At 70.8% G+C, this 16,332-nt stretch carries 21 protein-coding genes; 3 read left to right on the plus strand and 18 right to left on the minus strand.

The features are described from left to right. Positions 1 to 245: 245 nt before the first annotated feature. From AGRA3207_RS00850 to AGRA3207_RS00905, 11 genes are all read right to left on the minus strand, one after another. On the minus strand, positions 246 to 545 hold the full coding sequence (locus tag AGRA3207_RS00850; protein WP_231332623.1) for a hypothetical protein: 300 nt from the start codon (positions 543 to 545) through the stop codon (positions 246 to 248). Positions 546 to 641: 96 nt separating this feature from the next. Continuing rightward, positions 642 to 1,268: a phage tail tube protein gene (locus AGRA3207_RS00855; RefSeq protein ID WP_231332624.1), complete on the minus strand. Its 627-nt coding sequence runs from the start codon at positions 1,266 to 1,268 to the stop codon at positions 642 to 644. Positions 1,269 to 1,305: 37 nt separating this feature from the next. After that, positions 1,306 to 1,692, minus strand: coding sequence for a tail completion protein gp17 (gp17, locus tag AGRA3207_RS00860; RefSeq protein WP_231332625.1), 387 nt, complete (start codon positions 1,690 to 1,692; stop codon positions 1,306 to 1,308). A gap of 41 nt (positions 1,693 to 1,733) precedes the next feature. Beyond that, a complete protein-coding gene (locus AGRA3207_RS00865; protein ID WP_231332626.1) occupies positions 1,734 to 2,075 on the minus strand; it encodes a hypothetical protein in 342 nt (113 codons plus the stop codon). Continuing rightward, the gene (locus AGRA3207_RS00870) at positions 2,075 to 2,401 is read right to left on the minus strand and encodes a hypothetical protein (RefSeq protein WP_231332627.1); all 327 of its coding nucleotides are present in this window, start codon (positions 2,399 to 2,401) and stop codon (positions 2,075 to 2,077) included. Before AGRA3207_RS00870 ends, AGRA3207_RS00865 begins: the two co-directional genes overlap by 1 nt. Next, the gene (locus tag AGRA3207_RS00875) at positions 2,398 to 2,850 is read right to left on the minus strand and encodes a hypothetical protein (RefSeq protein ID WP_231332628.1); all 453 of its coding nucleotides are present in this window, start codon (positions 2,848 to 2,850) and stop codon (positions 2,398 to 2,400) included. Before AGRA3207_RS00875 ends, AGRA3207_RS00870 begins: the two co-directional genes overlap by 4 nt. A gap of 9 nt (positions 2,851 to 2,859) precedes the next feature. Beyond that, positions 2,860 to 3,789 carry a major capsid protein gene (locus AGRA3207_RS00880; RefSeq protein WP_231332629.1) on the minus strand — a complete coding sequence of 310 codons (930 nt, stop codon included), beginning with the start codon at positions 3,787 to 3,789 and terminating at the stop codon, positions 2,860 to 2,862. A gap of 677 nt (positions 3,790 to 4,466) precedes the next feature. Next, complete coding sequence (locus tag AGRA3207_RS39690) at positions 4,467 to 5,060, minus strand: hypothetical protein (RefSeq protein ID WP_273699987.1); 594 nt, start codon at positions 5,058 to 5,060, stop codon at positions 4,467 to 4,469. Beyond that, positions 5,057 to 6,076, minus strand: a complete 1,020-nt coding sequence (locus AGRA3207_RS00895) for a hypothetical protein (RefSeq protein WP_231332631.1) — start codon at positions 6,074 to 6,076, stop codon at positions 5,057 to 5,059. The genes AGRA3207_RS39690 and AGRA3207_RS00895 overlap by 4 nt, the downstream gene beginning before the upstream one ends. Further along, positions 6,076 to 7,440, minus strand: coding sequence for a phage portal protein (locus tag AGRA3207_RS00900; RefSeq protein WP_231332632.1), 1,365 nt, complete (start codon positions 7,438 to 7,440; stop codon positions 6,076 to 6,078). Before AGRA3207_RS00900 ends, AGRA3207_RS00895 begins: the two co-directional genes overlap by 1 nt. Before the next feature lie 46 nt (positions 7,441 to 7,486). After that, positions 7,487 to 8,965, minus strand: coding sequence for a terminase large subunit (locus tag AGRA3207_RS00905; RefSeq protein WP_231332633.1), 1,479 nt, complete (start codon positions 8,963 to 8,965; stop codon positions 7,487 to 7,489). 311 nt (positions 8,966 to 9,276) lie between these two features. On the opposite strand from AGRA3207_RS00905, the gene AGRA3207_RS00910 reads away from it, so the two are divergent. Beyond that, positions 9,277 to 9,603, plus strand: a complete 327-nt coding sequence (locus AGRA3207_RS00910; RefSeq protein WP_231332634.1) for an effector-associated constant component EACC1 — start codon at positions 9,277 to 9,279, stop codon at positions 9,601 to 9,603. On the opposite strand, the gene AGRA3207_RS00915 is transcribed toward AGRA3207_RS00910, so the two are convergent. From AGRA3207_RS00915 to AGRA3207_RS00935, 5 genes are read right to left on the minus strand one after another with little or no spacing between them, the layout of a single operon-like run. Further along, complete coding sequence (locus AGRA3207_RS00915; RefSeq protein ID WP_231332635.1) at positions 9,592 to 10,002, minus strand: phage terminase small subunit P27 family; 411 nt, start codon at positions 10,000 to 10,002, stop codon at positions 9,592 to 9,594. The two genes, AGRA3207_RS00910 and AGRA3207_RS00915, sit on opposite strands and share 12 nt — an antisense overlap. Position 10,003: 1 nt before the next feature. Beyond that, complete coding sequence (locus tag AGRA3207_RS00920; RefSeq protein WP_476692281.1) at positions 10,004 to 10,954, minus strand: hypothetical protein; 951 nt, start codon at positions 10,952 to 10,954, stop codon at positions 10,004 to 10,006. Position 10,955: 1 nt separating this feature from the next. Beyond that, the gene (locus tag AGRA3207_RS00925; RefSeq protein ID WP_231332637.1) at positions 10,956 to 11,153 is read right to left on the minus strand and encodes a hypothetical protein; all 198 of its coding nucleotides are present in this window, start codon (positions 11,151 to 11,153) and stop codon (positions 10,956 to 10,958) included. Continuing rightward, positions 11,150 to 12,145, minus strand: coding sequence for a hypothetical protein (locus AGRA3207_RS00930; RefSeq protein WP_231332638.1), 996 nt, complete (start codon positions 12,143 to 12,145; stop codon positions 11,150 to 11,152). The genes AGRA3207_RS00925 and AGRA3207_RS00930 overlap by 4 nt, the downstream gene beginning before the upstream one ends. Further along, positions 12,145 to 12,846, minus strand: coding sequence for a ParB/RepB/Spo0J family partition protein (locus AGRA3207_RS00935; protein ID WP_231332639.1), 702 nt, complete (start codon positions 12,844 to 12,846; stop codon positions 12,145 to 12,147). Before AGRA3207_RS00935 ends, AGRA3207_RS00930 begins: the two co-directional genes overlap by 1 nt. Before the next feature lie 266 nt (positions 12,847 to 13,112). On the opposite strand from AGRA3207_RS00935, the gene AGRA3207_RS00940 reads away from it, so the two are divergent. Beyond that, positions 13,113 to 13,457: a hypothetical protein gene (locus AGRA3207_RS00940; protein WP_231332640.1), complete on the plus strand. Its 345-nt coding sequence runs from the start codon at positions 13,113 to 13,115 to the stop codon at positions 13,455 to 13,457. 129 nt (positions 13,458 to 13,586) lie between these two features. On the opposite strand, the gene AGRA3207_RS00945 is transcribed toward AGRA3207_RS00940, so the two are convergent. Together AGRA3207_RS00945 and AGRA3207_RS00950 are read right to left on the minus strand one after the other, a co-directional pair. Further along, positions 13,587 to 14,543, minus strand: a complete 957-nt coding sequence (locus AGRA3207_RS00945; RefSeq protein ID WP_231332641.1) for a DNA cytosine methyltransferase — start codon at positions 14,541 to 14,543, stop codon at positions 13,587 to 13,589. Continuing rightward, entirely contained in the window at positions 14,531 to 15,502 is a 972-nt protein-coding gene (locus AGRA3207_RS00950; protein ID WP_231332642.1) for a radical SAM/SPASM domain-containing protein, read from the minus strand. Before AGRA3207_RS00950 ends, AGRA3207_RS00945 begins: the two co-directional genes overlap by 13 nt. Before the next feature lie 174 nt (positions 15,503 to 15,676). Here AGRA3207_RS00950 and AGRA3207_RS00955 point away from each other — a divergent pair, with 174 nt between their 5' ends. Continuing rightward, positions 15,677 to 16,285 carry a hypothetical protein gene (locus tag AGRA3207_RS00955; protein WP_231332643.1) on the plus strand — a complete coding sequence of 203 codons (609 nt, stop codon included), beginning with the start codon at positions 15,677 to 15,679 and terminating at the stop codon, positions 16,283 to 16,285. Positions 16,286 to 16,332 lie beyond the last annotated feature (47 nt).

Raw genomic sequence — 16,332 nt, forward strand, 5'->3', positions numbered from 1 at the left:
TAGCTCGTGCTTGGCTACGCCGTGCGCTGACAGGTGCGAGCGGTACAGGGCGTGGAGGATCTCGGCGATCTGCGCGAGCAGCTCGATGGAGACCGGCCACGCCCCGTCCGGGGTGTTGGAGGCCGCGTCCGGCGGCAGGCCCCTGAACAGGGCCGCGATCTGCCGGACGTCCAGCCGGGACAGGTCGGCGCCGTAGAAGCGGCGGAAGTCGGCCTCGGCGGTGGCGCGGCGGCGGGGGTCAGCCGTCAGCCACGCGACGAGGCCGAGGCTTCCCCCGCGCCGTCCCCGTAGACCTGCTCCACCAGAGCGCGCAGCCAGTCCACGCTCAGGTCGTTGCCGGCGGACTCGATCAGGTCGTCGAGCTGGTCGCCGAACAGGCACCTGAGCGCCTTGGCGATGTCTTCTTGCTGGAGGTAGTAGGGGAAGGCCAGCGGGAGCCGGGCGGGCATGGGGAACCGCTTGTCGGCCAGGGTGATCCCGGTTTCCTCGGCGGGGTTGTCGGCGTTGACGGCTGCGGTGATGGTGTCGGCATCGACCCAGGACACGGGGCTCTCTCTTTCAAGGTCCGCCAGGACAGTCGGCGGGGCAGAAGGTGGGCAGGGCGGGCCGCGCCCCGGCGCACAGGCCGGGGGGCGGCGCGGTCATGCGTCGGGAGCGGCGGGCGGGGCGAAGCGCGCGTCGAGGCTGTCGAACTGCCAGGCGGGCGCTCCGGCCTCGCCGAGCGCGGCAACCGTGACGCCGAGCAAGGCGCCCTCGTCGCGCTTGAGCGTCAGGTCCTCGTTCTCGGACACCACAGTGCGCGGCAGGTAGATCTGCGCGGAGAACGTGCCGTCCACCCAGCGCAGCAGCACGGCCCGCTCCTCCTCGGAGCCGGGCGCGGGCGGGGTGTAGGTGTAACCGGCCGCCGCGTCGCCGCTCCAGGCGCCGCCCGCGAACGCGAACGACATCGACGCCCGCGACCACGAGGCCATGGCGAACTTCAGGGTGTTCTCGACCGAGGTCGTCAGGCGGCGCGCGGCATACAGCGACTGCCAGACCATGATGTCGGCAGTGTCGCGGGAGTTGCCGAACGCCACCCCGTCCTCGCCGACCAGGCCAAGCCGGGTCCACGTCGCAGGCGGCGCGTCCTTGATCGCGGGCTTGGCGGTGCGGGCGGGGGCGGCCCACAGATCCCCGGACGCGCCGATGATCGGCACATCGTTCGCGGCGGCATCGGCGAGGGCGGCGGTCTTGGTCAGGTCGGGGATGTCGTTGGGCTTGCTGGGCATGGGGCAGACCCCTCGTGCAGGGCCGCCGAGGCGCGCGTCAGGGGTGAGCGAAGACGCTCAGCCCGAGCCGCGCCCGGTGCTTGACCGGCTCGTATTCGGGGTCAAGGTCGGCGGCGAAGATGGTGAGTCGGGAGTCGGTCACCACGCCGCCTGGACGCGAGCCGGGCAGGCGCCACACGAGCGCCTCGACAAGGCACCTGGCCGTGTCGCTTACCTGAGCCTGACGATCGGCCCAGACGTCGAGCTGGAGGTCGGCCCGGTCCAGCCAGGCCGACGAGTCGGTGAACGCCCCGCCGAACCGCATCACGCGGCACAGCGGGAACGTCTTGTCCTTGGGCAGCACCGTGTAGATGCGCTCGCCGAGGATCTCGGCCACGGCGGGGTCGGCCCGCAGGAACGAGGTGATCAGCCGCAGTACGTCCACCGTGCGTGAAGCGACGCCGGGCGGCGCTGTCGTGGACGGGTTCACGGCGGCGGCCCTTCCTCGAACCGCAGCCCGCTCGCCTGCGCGGCCCGTGTCAGCGGGCGCAGCGGCGGAGTGTTCAGGCTGCCGAACTCGAACAGGTGCGCCAGCGGCCACGACGTGCCGACGTACACCACCGCGCGCCCGGATGCGGCGCGCGGCGGGGTGATGGTCATCTGCGCGTCGAAACGGCGCGTGCGCCGCCCGCCGGGCGGGGTGGTGGCACTGGCCGCGATGGCGATCCGGCGGCCCGCCAGGGACAGCTCAGGACCGAGCATCGCGACATCGGCGGTGACCCGCCGCAGCGCGGCGGCGTCGATCTCCACTCGGGTACCGGCCGCCATCACGACACCGCCTCAAGCTCAACCTCGCCATAGGCGGGGGCGCCGGTGAACAGATCGAGCTGATGGGTGACATCGCCCAGCACGCGCAGCTTCCGCCCGGCCCAGGTGATCTCATCGCCGTCGAACACGGTGACGTCCGCGGGGACGTGCATCGTCACCGGAGCGCGGCGAAGGCTCTGCGACGGCTTGGCGGTGTTGCCGCGCGTCTGGACGTGCGCAGCCACGTTGACCTCAACGGCGGTCACCTCATCGTTGCCGTAGGGGTCGGCCCCCGCGCGAACCATCCGGCGGACGGTGACGCGGTGCGGCAGGTGCAACGGAATCACGATGCACCTCCGGTCGGGTCGGCCCGGGGTGGGGCGGGGTAAGGCGGCTTGGTAGGCCACCAGGCAGCCCTGCCCGGCGGGTAGGCGGGCGGGGTGCGGAGCTGAACCAGCGACCGGCCGTAGGCACGGCCGATCGCGGTGACGTCGACGGGGGTGAAGGCGGGACCGCCCGCGCCGCTCGCGGCGGCGTCCCCGGCGGAGTAGCCGACGCTTCCGGCGTTGTAGGTCTTGAGCCCGGCAGGGTTGTAGACACACCGCACCACCGCCCGCAGCACGACCGCGCGCACCACAGCGGGCAGCACCGCACCGTCCAGCTTGCGCCCGGCAAGCTGGCTGGCCAGGGCGAGCGCGTCAGCGATCCACGCCTCAACCTGCCGGGTCTCGGCCGCGTCGAAGGCGCGGCCGACGCGTTCGGCCACATCGGTCGCGGTGATGGCTGGCACGCTCACCACCCGCACCTACTTCTTCGCCCGCAGGGGCTGTGGCCCGGCTGCCGCGCCGATGCGCAGGCCGAGACGCACGGGCTTACCGCCCTCGGCGGTGCGGTGATCGAGAAGCTGAGCGCCGTACAGGGTGTCCCACGAGGCGATGTCGGTCTTCTTCTCGATCGAGTAGCCGCGCGTCGCCCGGATCGCGAAGCCCTCGAATGACTGCGAGGAGGACTCGGTGCCGCCCGCCGGGGGCGCAGGTGCGCGAGACACCAGCGACACGGCCTCGCGATGGAAGGCGTAGGCGGCGGTCTTGTGGGTGGCGTCCTCGGGGACCGAAGTGGACTCGTAGATGTCGAACCCGGACAACCGCGTGATGTACGCCTCACGTAGCGCTTGACCGCCCGAGGAGTTGGCGTCAGCGCGGCGGATGGTGTCGGTGTCCAGGATCAGCTTGGCGGCTTCCGGGGACAGCACCAGCGACCGACCCGCCATCGGCGCACCGAGCCGGTTGAGCTTCATCCGCGCGGTGGTGATGGTCTTCAGCGGGTCAGCGGCATCCCACGTCAGGGCGTCCGGCAGGGTGTCCAGGGTGGCCACCAGCGCGGTTTCCATCGCGTCGGCGATGGCCTGGATGGCGGGGGTGACCACCTGCGACTGAAAGTCGCGCAGGTCGAGCAGGATCTCTTCCGAGCCCAGCACGACCGAGACGTCCTTGAACTTGTCCAGGACGACGGGGATACCGAACTCGTTGATGTCCTGCGGCTGGATGCCCGTCGCGCGGTTGAAGTCCTTGGCGACGAACGTCGGCGGGCGCCGGATGGTGACGGTGTGGCCGGACGTCCCGCCGAAGTCGGATTCGGCGTCCCGCCACACCAGCGCGGCGAGCATGGTCCGGTTACGCAGGGCCGACAGTGCGGCCCGGGAGAGAACAGGAAGGTTGTACAGCTTGTGAGCCATGGGGGGCGACACCTCAGGCGGTCGCTACGGATCAAGGTCCGTGCGCACCTGGCGTCACGAGGCACCGCCCCAGGCGGCTTCCCGCTAGTCATTATCCACCGAAATGCGTCGGATGCGTACCGCATGCGCCCGACACGCCGTGATTGTGTGACTCAGGAAGGCAGGGGGGTGTGCGCTCTAGCCTGTTCCTGCTCGGGTCTACCTTCTCCCACCGCCCTATGTGCGAGCGCTCCACCTAGGGAGGTGAGGAACGGAGTGAAGAAGAGCCGAGTGGAGAAATGGGCGATCGTAGTGTCTGCTGGAGCCGCTGCTGTCGTAGCGCTCGTACAGCTCACTCAAGTGGTAGCGCACCTGCTGTGAGCTAGGCAGACACCACGATCCGACCATCCGGGCGTCTCAGCCAAGTTGCACCAGGCTGAGGCGCCCCCTTCTTTTCCGATGCACCATCCATGAGGCCGCCTCATGATGTGGCCTCATGGGTGGTGGCATGAAGACACTCTACGAAGGTCTTCTAGAACTCTGTGGGACGTGGAGAGGCTCGGAGTGTCAAGCAATCGTAAAGACCCGGGCGCTGAGTATGGCGTCAGGCACGGACACCTGGGCTAGACCACTCACGCAGGGCTCATGCAGTCCAGATGAAGGGCAAGTCCTGCGGGGGAGCCAGAGCGCCCTCGCAGCTACGCGCCCCCGTAGAACTCCTTGTCGAAGTCGGTGACCGAGTAGCCGTCGAAGTCGCCGGACGGGCCGCCGCCTGCCACACCGAGTCCGGCTTCGCGGGCGGTGGGGGCGGGTGGTTCGGTGTCCACTAGGTACGGCTTGGCCTTGACGACCTTGCCGAGCGCGGCGCGTAGCGCATCCGGGTCGATCTCGCCGTCCGGACCGGTCTCGATGTCATCCAGGTCCACTAGGCGGCCTGCGTCATTGGGGTCGCGGAAGCGCAGCTCGGCGGCGATGCCCCGGACCTCGGCGGCCACCAACCTGGCGCGGAACTTTTCGGTGGTCTCGCGGATGGCCTCGGCGCGGGCGGTGGTCAGTGCCCTCTCAGTGTCGCTCTGCTGCTCGGACTCCAGCCCGGCAAGCCGTTCCTCGGCCGCGCGGAGCTTGGTCCGCCAGGCCGCGTTCTCCCGCCTGAGCTTGGCGACCTCGGCGGCGCGGTCGTCGCCCTCGGGCGGTGCCGGCTCGGGAGGGTCGCCCGAGCCGGACGGATCGGCAGGCGGGTTTGCGGGCGGGGCCGGGACCGGCGGGGCGGGGGCAGGCGTGGGGTCGGTCATATGGTTCCTCCTGGTGGGGTGAGGTGCAGTGCTTCGGTGAGCCAGCCGTTGCGGGCCAGCGCGGTGCGGAGTTGCCGGGGGTCGTCGCCGTAGCGGGCGCGCAGGTAGGCCAGTGACCGTTTCGGCCGTCCGGCGTGGTGCACGATCAGGTCGGCGGGGTCTTGGAAACCGAGTGAGCGCGCGATGCGGGCTTCGGTGCGGCGGATGGTCACCCGGCGATGGTTCTGGCCGTTGACGACGGCGAACATGTCCACGCCGTCGTGGATGGACTGGACGGCTTCGCTCTTGCCGCCGACGGCGGCGAGTTGCTGGGCAGGGGACATCTCGCCGAACAGGGCGCGAGGGGTGTGGTCGTCGGGAGTGCCGCCGACCTCGCCCCGGCCCGGAAGGTGGTAGATCGGGATGTGCGTGCAGCCGGTGCACCCGGGGTGCCGCTTGAACCCGGCGGAGAAGGTGTACCGCTGCCCGGCCAGGATCAGGCACCGCGCGCACGCCGGGAGCGTGACGAGCCGCTGGTAGGCGATCACGCGGTCGTCCAGGCAGAGCGAGCCCGACAGGTACTCGCGGTGTGCGTCGGCGACCTCCGAGCGGACCAGGCGCGCGAGCCGGGGCGCGGTGGCGTGCCATGCCTCGCCGGGTGGCTGCCCGGCGGCAAGGCGGCCCCGCCAAACCCCGACCAGCCGCGCGAGCACGGCGGCCAGGTCGTGGCCCGCCGAGGTGCGGCCCGACACCGCTGCCGGGGACAGGTAGGGGCCGGGGGTGCCCCCCGCCCCGCAGGCGGCGGCGTGCTCGTCCAGGTAGGCCAGCGCCACCAGCGCCGCCCGCGCCTGGGCGTCGGCCAGCAGCGCGGCGGCCTCGGGCGCCAGGGCGGCCCACTGCGGTTCGACCGCCCTGGCGGGGTCCACCTGGGCGTGCAGGTCGGTGGCGCGGGCGGTGGCGCGGGCGGTGACGGCCCCGAGCGTGGCGGCGGCCCACTGGGCGGCGGCCAGGCTCGCGGCGGTGACCGCGCCCGCCATCAGGCGGCCTCGGGCACGTCGTCCGGGTCGTCCTGCCCGGCCCGGCGGGCGGCCAGCGCTCCGGCGACCTCGGCCCCGGCGGCGCGCTGGGTGGCGGCGGCCTGCATGTCCTGCCAGCGCTTGATCACCGGCGGGGACGCGCCGTACCGCTCCCACAGCGCCTCTTGCGGGATGTTCAGCGGGGGTGCGCCGAGCTTGGACAGCGCGTCCACGAGCTGAGCCTCCGAGCGTGCCTCGGTGTCGGCCCAGTGCGGTTCCAGCGGTGCGGCCACGCCCCCGCCCGCCACCTGGACCAGGTTCATGACGGCCGACCAGCCCTCGCCGAGGGTGAGCTGCTTGTGGCGCACCTTCGCGCTCAGCCCGGCCTCGGCCGCCTTGAGCGCCTCGGCGCTGATGTTGACGAGCTGCCCCAGCAGATAGTGAGCGGGGACGGCCGAGATCGCGCTGAGCTGCCGTACGAGGCTTTCCAGGACGGTGACGTAGTTGGCCAAGTTGCTCTCGCCGAACTCACCGAACTTGGCGTTTGGGTCGTCGGATATCCACAGCTTGTCCACAGCCGCGTTGAACGGCTCGACCGGGTTGCCGTTCTCGTCCTCGGGGATCGCCAGCCCAGCGGCCCATCGCTGCCGGAACGCGGCCACCAGCATCGCGAGCTGCATGTGCAGGTTCACGCTGTTGATGCGCTCCTGGATGGGGATCAGCGGGGCCAGCTCGCTCGCCGACTCGCCGAGCAGGTCACGCCCGTTGGCGAATTCCACAAACGGCACCCGGCCCAGCGGGTTGCGGGCCGCCGGGCCGTCCGGGGTCCATTCGCCGCTCTTGTCGGCGCGCCGGTACCGCTGGACGTCGGCAGGCGTGTAGAGGTAGGCGACCTCGCTGCCCGGGTCTTCCTCGCCGGTGGACCAGCTCTTGACGGCCCACAGCGGGGAGAAGTCGGCCGAGTCCCGCGCGATCCACACCCGAAGGGCGGACTCGCCGCGGATCGTGGGCGTGCCCGGGTCGGCGCGGTTGGGCCAGACGCTCACATACGAGCGGCCCAGCGTCAGGGCTTCGGCGTGCACGAGCGGCTGCACGGCGTTCATCCGGTTGCGGCCCCAGATCCGCCACGCCTCCAGGTCGGTGGAGGCGTCGCCCTGGCCGGTGAAGCCGTCCACCCGGAGTCGCTCGTTGATGGAGTCGATCACCAGCTTCAGCCACGCCGACGCGGCGGTGTCCACGATGCGCCGGTACTCGCTCGCAGCCTTGGGCGGGATGTAGGGGGGAGGGTGGTCACCCCGGTACCAATCGATGTAGTGGGCCAGGTCGCTGCGCTGCTTGGACAGCGCTTCAAGCCCGCGCTGAAGGCGCGGGTCGTTCTCGGGCATGGGTGGGTCGCCCCTCCGGGGTGCTCGGTGCGGGAGTGGCGTGGGCCTAAAAGCCCACGAGGCGGCCCGGCCTGCGCGGGGTGCGCGCACGGGTGCGCCATGCCGCGACGGCCATGGCGGCGGTCAAGACGGCGTCGATGCGCTTGCCCTGGCCGCCCGGCCCGCCCCGGCGAGGCTTGACGGGTTTGATCAGCTCGGGGTCGTCGGTCGCCCGCTTGACCTCGACGGCGTCAAAGCAGAACCGGGCGAGCGGGTTGGCATGGTGGCGGATGCGCTGCGCGCGCATAAGCGCCATCAGCTCGGTCATGCCGGGCGACAGCCCGGCGAACGTCTGCGGCACGGGCACGAGCTCGACGGCGGGACCGATGCGCTTGGCGATCTCCTGGACGGCGGGTTCCCCCGACCACGGGTCATAGGCGACTTCAGCGAGGGCGACCGCGCGGGCATCGCCCTCGATCGCGGCATACACCGTGTCGTAGTCGATGACGTCGCCCTCGGTGAGGCTGAGCCATCCGTCACGGACCCAGGAGTGCGCGGCCCCGCCCGTCGCCTTGGCCAGCGCAGGCAGGGCGGCCTCGGGAAGCCAGTGCCGCCACACCACGTCAGCGGCGCCGTCCGCTGTGGGCAAGGTCAGGCACCACGAGGTCAGGTCGAGCTTGGCGCTCAGGTCCAGGCCGCCGTACGCCTTGCTCTGGCGGGTGCCGGCGGGGGTGAACCGCCACAGCGGCGACGGCCAGGGCTCCCCGGCGCAGGCGTCGAAGACCTCCATCGGGCACCACCGCGTCACCTGGCTGACCCACTGGTTCAGCCGGTACTGGCGGAACACGTTCTCCTGCGCGGGGTCCTGGCGCGCCTCGGCCGCCTCCTGCCGCAGCGTCTCCAGGCTGAGGAAGTCACCGAGCGCGGGGTTGGCGCGCGGCCACAGCGACTCATCCCACGGATCGCAGTCTGCGGGGACCTCGGCCAGGTAGGCGAACCGGCTCCGAGCCGACTCCGGGTCCTCCAGGACGCGCAGCGCCCGGGAGTACTCGGCGTAGCAGAACGAGTCACGGTCGGCCCCGGCGGTGGTGGTGGCGATCAAAAGCGACTGTGTTCGGGCGCCCGCGCCGGTCCGCAGCGCGTTCCACAGATCGCCGCTCGGTGCGGTGAGCAGCTCGTCATAGAGCACGCCGTGCGGGTTGGACCCCAGCGCGCCCGTGGCGTCGGCGGGGATCACCTCATAGAAGCTGGCGGTGGCCTCGTCGACGATCCGGCGCGCGTGGTCCTTCACCGTCAGCCGCCGCGACAGGACCGGCGACAGCCGCACCATGCGGGCGGCCACGTCGTAGACCAGCCGGGCCTGGTCGCGGTCCTTGGCGCATCCGTAGATCTCCGCGCCCTCCTCGCCGTCGGCGACCAGGAGGTACAACGCGATCCCGGCGGCAATCTCGGTCTTGCCGTTCTTGCGCGCCATCGACAGGTACGCGATCCGGTACCGCCGCACGTACATACCGGCCTGCTCATCCCAGGTGACCTCACCGAACATCGGGCGCAAGATGTCACGCTCCTGCCAGCGGGCGAGCCGGAACGCCTGCCGAGCCCAACGTCCCTTTGTGTGCATGAGCAGCTCGTGAAAGAACGCCACCACGTGATCGGCTCGCTGACGGCAGTGGTGATCACCACGCTTGCGGCACCGCTTGCCGTCGAACACCCGCCCACAGACCGGCGGCATGCAGCCTCTGGGCATCGACGTTCCTTTGTGGTGAGTGCGTTGTCTTCTTCCGTCACGAGGACGTCGACTGAAGTTGCTCGGGTGTAGCGTTACCAGTAGTGCGGGACTAGTTCCGGGGAGTGGTGATGGCTAAAGAGCAAGGTTCTTATAACATCGGGACAACTGCCACCAGTATCTTTACCGCCGTTCAGGCGGCCGGTGGATCTACCGCGCTCGCTGCGGTGTTGATCGCTTGGATCCGTCAACGCAAGAGCAACCTCAAACTAAAGATCACTCGCGGCGACGGAACAGTTCTGGAAGTTGATGCTCAGGACGTAGTTGCATCCGAGACCTTGATTGATCAAATCGGTTCGGCGCTTGAAACTGCGGCTTCCGTTCAGGTGGTGCAAGAAGAATCGCACGCTGCTGAGCTAGCGCCAGGCGCCGAGAGGTCCGCTGGACTAGCCGAGTAGTCGGGCAGCGGCGTCCTCGGCTACCTGTTCGGTCTGGAGGTGCACGCGGGAGGCTGGGGTCAGGCCGAACTCGCGGGCCAGGGCGAGCATGGTCCGGGCGGCCTCGCGCTGGATGCGCACCGCCGGGTTCGTGCGGACGGCGCCGTCGCGGTCCTTTATGAGCGGCCCGGCCCGGTGGACCATCGCCGATGCGTGCGCGTGCAGCTCGACGGCTTCGACGTAGGCGTGCAGCGCGTGCGCATCCGCGCGATGCGCAAGGCGCATCGCGGTCAGCTCACCCACGACGTACGCCCAGATGACCCGCCCGGTCTCGCTCAGCTCCTCGGGCGGGTCGGGGGTGCCCTGAGCGGGCTGGGGCTCGTTGTTGTTGATGCGGTATGGCTTCTCGCCGTGCAACACCCTAAGCGCGGTCGGCTTGGGGGCTGGGCCCCTTCGCCCCATGCAGATCAGCCTCCGTCAGGTTGTTCGCGAACTGGTTGCGCTTCTCGGCGATGGCCTCGGCCCTGCGGGTCTCTTCGGCGAGCGAGCGGCAGCCGGTCATGCGTTCGCGGAAGTAGGCCACGACGCTGATGCGCTCGGCCCCGCAGCACTGGCGCATCCGGTCGTCCTTCAGGCCGTGCGGACAGGACATGGCGGTGTTGCCGTGCCACTGGTGGGCGTCCATGAGGATCAGGTCCCCGTCGCGCAGGTCGGCGGCAACCCGCCACTCCGGGAAGACCAGGCGGCCCCCGGCGTAGTCGCCGCGCCTGAGGACGGCCAGAGCGGAGAAACCGGCGGCCAGGTCACCGGCGTCTTGGTGGACACCGGTGGGGTAGGTGTTGTTCACCGTCACCGTCGAGAAGACCGTCCCCGGCACCACGTAGTCCCGGTGGGTCTTGGCCACTTCGAGCGCCTGGGCGGCGAACCGGTCGGGCACGTGCTCGGACAGTGCGGACGACATGGGCAGCAGCAGATGCCGGAGTTGCTCGTACTCGGACAGGTGGTCACCGGTCCAGGCGGTCAGGCGGCAGTAGGTCTGCCGCTGCGCGGTCTCCAGGGAGCCGATGACCGCGCTTGCGATCCGCTTGGCGCGGGTGCGCTGCTGGCCGACGATCGGGCGCCGCCGCGTCCCGGAGGCCAGGCCCCGGTTGTCGGTCTTGAGGTTGCGCAGCGAGTGAAGCACCTCATACACCTCGGGGCGCCGTTCCAGGACCGGCGACAGGTGGCCGGGCAGGTAGACGCACAGTGGGCGGCCGTCGGGCATCAGCACGCGGGCCGGGCCGGTGAGCAGGACGTCATGGTCGATGTCGCCAAGCACCTTGCCAACCTGAGCGGCCACGGCATCGGGGGCGGCGCGGCTGCGCAGCCGCATCTCAGTCACGGCGTAGCTCCCGCTCGGCCATGACCTGCGCGAGGACCCGGTTGTCCAGGCGCAGTTCCGCGGAGCCGGTGTGCATCTCCGAGCCGAGATCGCGGGCGAGGTCCTGGGCGACCTCGCGCGGCACGCCCAGCTCCCGGAGCTCGCGGTAGTAGGCACTCACCGCCTGGGCGGTGGTCGGCAGATCGGTCACCGGATGTTCCTTCCTTCGCGGGCGGCCAGGAGCCGGGCGGCCTGGTGGTGCGCGGCGTGCCGTGCCAGCAGCGCGGCCGAGGCGTGCAGGGAGGTGGGCTCGGGTGGTTCGGCGAGCCGTGCGGCAAGCTCGTCCCCGGTGGCGACCTCGGCGGCCTCGCGCAGCAGCGCGTCGTCGTGACCGGTGCCGAACCATCGGGCGTTCAGCAACAGGCGCGCCCCGCCGTCGAGCGCTTCGAGGTGGGTGTACTGGGTGCCGCCGCCGTCGCGGTCGATGGTGGACATGTCCACCGCCCAGCGTGCCGAGGCGGCCAGGGCGGTTCCGGCCCACAGGTCATCGGTGGAGAACGGCCCTCGGTACTGGCTGCGCCAATCGGGGAACTCCGCGGTGAGCTTGTGATGGGTGAACAGCCGGTTCTCGGCGCCGTGCAGCTCGACACGGCGGGCGGGCGGCAGCTTGGCGTTCGCGGCCACGATGGCGTCGGTGTGCTTGTCCCAGTCGAGCCGCGAGAATGCCACCGCGTGCCGCGTCCGGGCCGGGACCGGCCGGGAGATCCCGGCGTAAGGGTGTGGGACGTGAACGACCGGCAGCCCAAGCGCCCTCACATGCTCGGCGACGGTTCGGCGGACGACTACCACCGGCCGGCGGGTGCCCGACAGCGCGCCGGGCAGTTCCCCGCGTAGCTCGGTCGGGTCGTGGATGGTGATGGACGCACCCGCGTCCATCAGGTCGGCCACCTGGTCGGCTTGCGCGGGAGCGGCGGCGGTGATGTGAAGGGGCTGGAGACGGGCGATCTCGGTCAGCCGGTCCAGGGTGGTGTTGCGGTAGGCCAGGTGCCGGAACGGGCGGGTGTGCTTCTCGGCGTGGCGGGTGACGCGCCACAGATGGACCTGATGCCCTGCCTGCCGGAGCCCTTCAGCGAGATGCGCTGTGTAGGTGGGCCAGCCGCCCCGGGTGGGCTGGGCGAGGTAGGTCAGGTGGACCGGGCTCATCACGCGGCCTCGTGCTGCGCGGCCAGCTCGGCGGCGACGCCTTCAGGGGTGGCCAGGTTCAGCGCGGCCAGCACGACCGCGCCCGAGCTGGTCTCCTCGCCCGCCGCCTTGCGCAGTTCGGCGAGCCGGGCGAGCGCCTCGCCGTGCCGCTCCAGCGGCAGCACCACGACCAGTTCCCGCAGACCGGCGATGTTGCGGGAGTTCTGCCCCAGCGCAGAGACCCGCTCGTCCTCCTCCTCGGGGGTCTCGGCGTAGTGCGCCCCGCTCTTGGCGGCGGTGACGGTCGGCACCTCGTCCAGGACGGCCCGCAGGTCTTCCAGCTCGTCCATGCCATAGCCGGTCCCGGCGAGCGCATCGGCCGAGGTCGCCAAGCCTTCCAGGAGGGCCAGCAGCCCGGCCTGGTCGTAGCTGGCGCGGTCGCCGGTCCGGTTGTCGGCCAGCAGGATGCGGCGGGCGCGGTCGTCATCGACGTCCAGCCAGATCACCGGGACCTCGCTCGCCTGCTTGGCCTGGAGGGTCAGCCAGCGGTGATTGCCGACCAGGATGTGGCCGGTGCTGCGCTGGGCGATGACCGCGCCGTACCAGCCGTTCGTCTCGACCGATTCGCCGATGGCCTCGGTGTCGCCTTGGCGGGGGTTGTCGGGGTGCGGGGTCAGACGGTCCATCGGGACGACTTCGTATCGCTGGTCAGGCAGTTCCATGTCTCTCCGTAACTGAGGGTTACCAACTAATCCGGCGAAACCGTGGCGCAGGTGCGCGCTCCTAGCCGCCGGGTGAGGAGGGGTCCGGTGAGGGGGTGGCCCCCCACCCCTGTGACCACGCCGAGTAACGGGCCGGATCAGGCGGAACACCCTCCCGACTGCAACGGGTTTGCAACACAATGTCCGTTGTGACGTATTGTGATGTCTACATCACAATATGTGAGCTAATGTGTAGCTACAGCATCACCAACTGAGAGGACCCCAAGATGCAGGCACGTCGCCGGACCCGACCCGTCGCCTACTGCGCACCGACCTATAAGGGCGACCCCGAGGGCTGTTTCCTTCGCATCCTTGAGGGCGGTGAGGTCGTGCATTACTCGACCCGCACCGTCGCAGACACGCTCGGCGAACTGGACGGCAAGGTCACCGACGACCTGCGGGCACTGGGCTTTGAGCCGACCGGCGATTGGTTCTCCGCGAAGGGCATTCACCAGGTCCGGTTGACTCGCCTCGAAGCGACTCCATGCCTGGTCTGCGGCGACTACGCCGCCTTTGGTGAAGCGGCTATCTGCGCAGCGTGCATCCGCGAGACCGGCCCTGACGCCAGCTAGCCAGCACCACGGGGCCGCCCGCACCGGGCGGCCCCGCTGACCCGCCCGCACCCCACAGGCCCCGGCCCGCATAGGCCGGGGCCTTTGCCGTGCCCGGCCCCGGTACGCGGCGGGGGCGCTGAGGCGTCCTCAGCGTCCCGGTACGTCCGCGCCGTGCCGAAGGTGGGCGTGGGCTACCCCGGCCAGCACCCAGGACGCCACGGGGACGGGCAGCGAGTTGCCGACCTGGCGGTAGCGGGCGGTGTCGCTCTGCTCCCGGCCGCCCGCGCCGTAGCGCGTCCAGTCGTCGGGCAGGCCCATCAGCCGTTCGTACTCGACCGGCGTCAGCCGCCGCACGCCGTTCTCGTCCACCACGTAGGCCCCGGCGGAGTCCAGGTCGATCCGGTGGCCTCCCTTGGCATTGCAGCCAAGGGGGCCGCTCAGGTGAGGTTCGGTGGCTCGGAGGCCGTACGGCTCAGTCCGGACCGCAGGCCGGGCGCGAGCCTCTTGCCGCGCCGTTTCGCGCGCCGCAGCAGCCCGAGGGCAGCCGTGGGGGTCAGGTAGTACTTGCTCGGCGGGGCCGAGGGCTCCACGATGTGCGACAGCGAATAGCCGTGGCCTCCGGTGGGGCAGCCCGAAACAGGCAGCGTCGAGTACGCGCCACGCGACCGAGTACCCGCCAGCGGCCAGGGGCGCGACGACGTCGTACATGTCATGTCCCCGGGCAGAGGTGAGCAGAGCGGGCACGTTTTCCAGGACGATCCAGCGGGGAAGCAACTCGGCGCCGAGCCGCGCGACTTCCGAGTAGAGCCCGGTCCGTGTGCCGCGCAGGCCCGCGCGCTGTCCTGCTTTGCTGACGTCCTGGCACGGCCAGCCCGCGAGGATGACGTCCGCCGGTCCGAGGTCACTGCCGTTCACCTCCCTTACGTCCTCATACAGCTCCAGGTCGGGCCAGTGGTGCGCGAGCACGCCACGGCACGCGGTGTCGATCTCCACAGCGGCGGTCACGCACATTCCGGCGGCCCGCGCGCCAAGATCGAACGCTCCGATACCGGCGAACAGGCTGACCGCGCGCAACACGCCGGGGACGGTGCTCAGCGCTCCCACGAGCGCAGCACGGGCAGTGTGAGCGGCTGGCCCGCCACCGCCCCGGCGAGGAGGGCGTCATCGCCGGGGCGGGGCGGTGGCATGGTGGCTCTGCCCTTCCGGTCGGGCAGCAGGCCGTTGCGGAAGGTGCGGTGTGTGCAGCCCTGGCACGGCGCGAAGTCACGTCCGCTGGCCATGAGCCGACGCCGGGCGGCGTAGAGCGCCGGGTGGTGCCACAGTTCACCGAGCGGGGTGTCGTGGACGTTGCCGAGCTTGAATTTGCCGCGCCAGTCGTTGCAGCACAGCGCCACTGACCCGTCCCACCGCACGGTGATCTCGCGGAAGGGCAGCGCGCACCGCTCAGCGGCCCGTGAGGCGTCCGGCGGCCCGGCGGCGCCCGCATGGTTGGACAGGTGCGCGTGATTACCCTCGGTCTCACTGGCGATGTCGGCGATCAGGATCAGCCGCCGCTCGCCTCGCCGTGGTCGGCGGTGCGGGTTCGCCACAGTCCCGCCGGACGGGTAGCGGTAGACGGCGACGCCGGGCAGCTCGGTGCCGAGCACGGCGGCCCGGCAGCGGTGCGGCTTGTAGTCGTCCACGGCGATCGTGTCGGCCCCGGCATCGAACAGCGCGACCACCTTGGCTTCCCAGGCATCCAGGAGCGGGATGCCATTGGTCGTGATCATGAGCGGGGCGCGCGGGAGCGCCAGGCGGATCGCGGCCACCAGTTCGGGCAGCCGCGGATGCTTGGTCGGCTCCCCGTGAACAGCGAGTTCGATCCGCGGGGACCAGCCGGCACGCGCGACTTGACGGGCGATGGTCGCCGCCGTGCCGGTGTCCATGAAGCGGTACGGCCCCGACAGGTTTTCCCGGTCGCCGGTGGCGCGGATGCCTCTGATCCCGCAGAACGAGCACCGGAGGTTGCAGCCCTCCACGGGTTCGATCTGCACGGAGTTCGGGGGGTCCTGGACGTAGTCCACAAGCCCACCTTTCGATAACGGGTCGATAACGGACGTCGTTCCTCGTGGCGGGGAGTACCAGGTCCGGGCCGGGTCCGTTTTGGACTCCAAGCGCGGAGTGACCGACTTGTCACAGTTTGCGAAGGATGCTTATCTGTAGCCACACAAACCGCACAACATCCAAGGAGGCACCAAATGGCCGAGACCCCCGACACCAAGACCCCGGCGACCACCACCGAGAAGCCCGCCCCCAAGGCGGCCCCGGCCCGCAAGGCGGCGGCCCCCAAGGCGGCCCCCAAGGCGGCCCCCAAGGCGGCCCCCAAGGCGCCCGCCAAGGCGGCCGAGCCGAAGCCCGGGACGGCGGCGGCCCGCAAGCAGGCGGCCGAGGACGCCAAGGCCCGCAAGGCGGCGCTGGCGGAGTCCAAGGCCAAGCTGAAGGCGACCGAGGACGCCAAGAAGCGGCAGGAGGAGGTCCGCAAGGAGATGGCGCGCGAGGCCGAGGCCAAGCGCAAGGCTGAGATCGAGGCGTGCGAGTGGATCATCGTGGACCGCAAGCGTCGTTACGCCGAGGTGGTCACCCAGGTCTGGAACCTGGCGCACCCCGAGTGCCCCGAGAGCCCCAAGGTGTTCGAGCGCTTCGGCGCCAGCGGACCGGTGTTCGAGTGGGCGGCGGTCTGCCTGGAGCACGACCAGAAGGGCTACTACCGCCGCAAGGACATCGCCGAGGCGAACGCCGCTGACCCGTGGGGCTTCTGCCCCGAGTGCGCCGACGCCATGGGCGACACGCTCGACGTCAAGAAGTAGCCACCCATAAGCCGGGGCGGCCCCAACGGGGCCGCCCCTTTGCCCGT

It is taken from the genome of Actinomadura graeca (assembly GCF_019175365.1).
GTDB lineage: Bacteria > Actinomycetota > Actinomycetes > Streptosporangiales > Streptosporangiaceae > Spirillospora > Spirillospora graeca.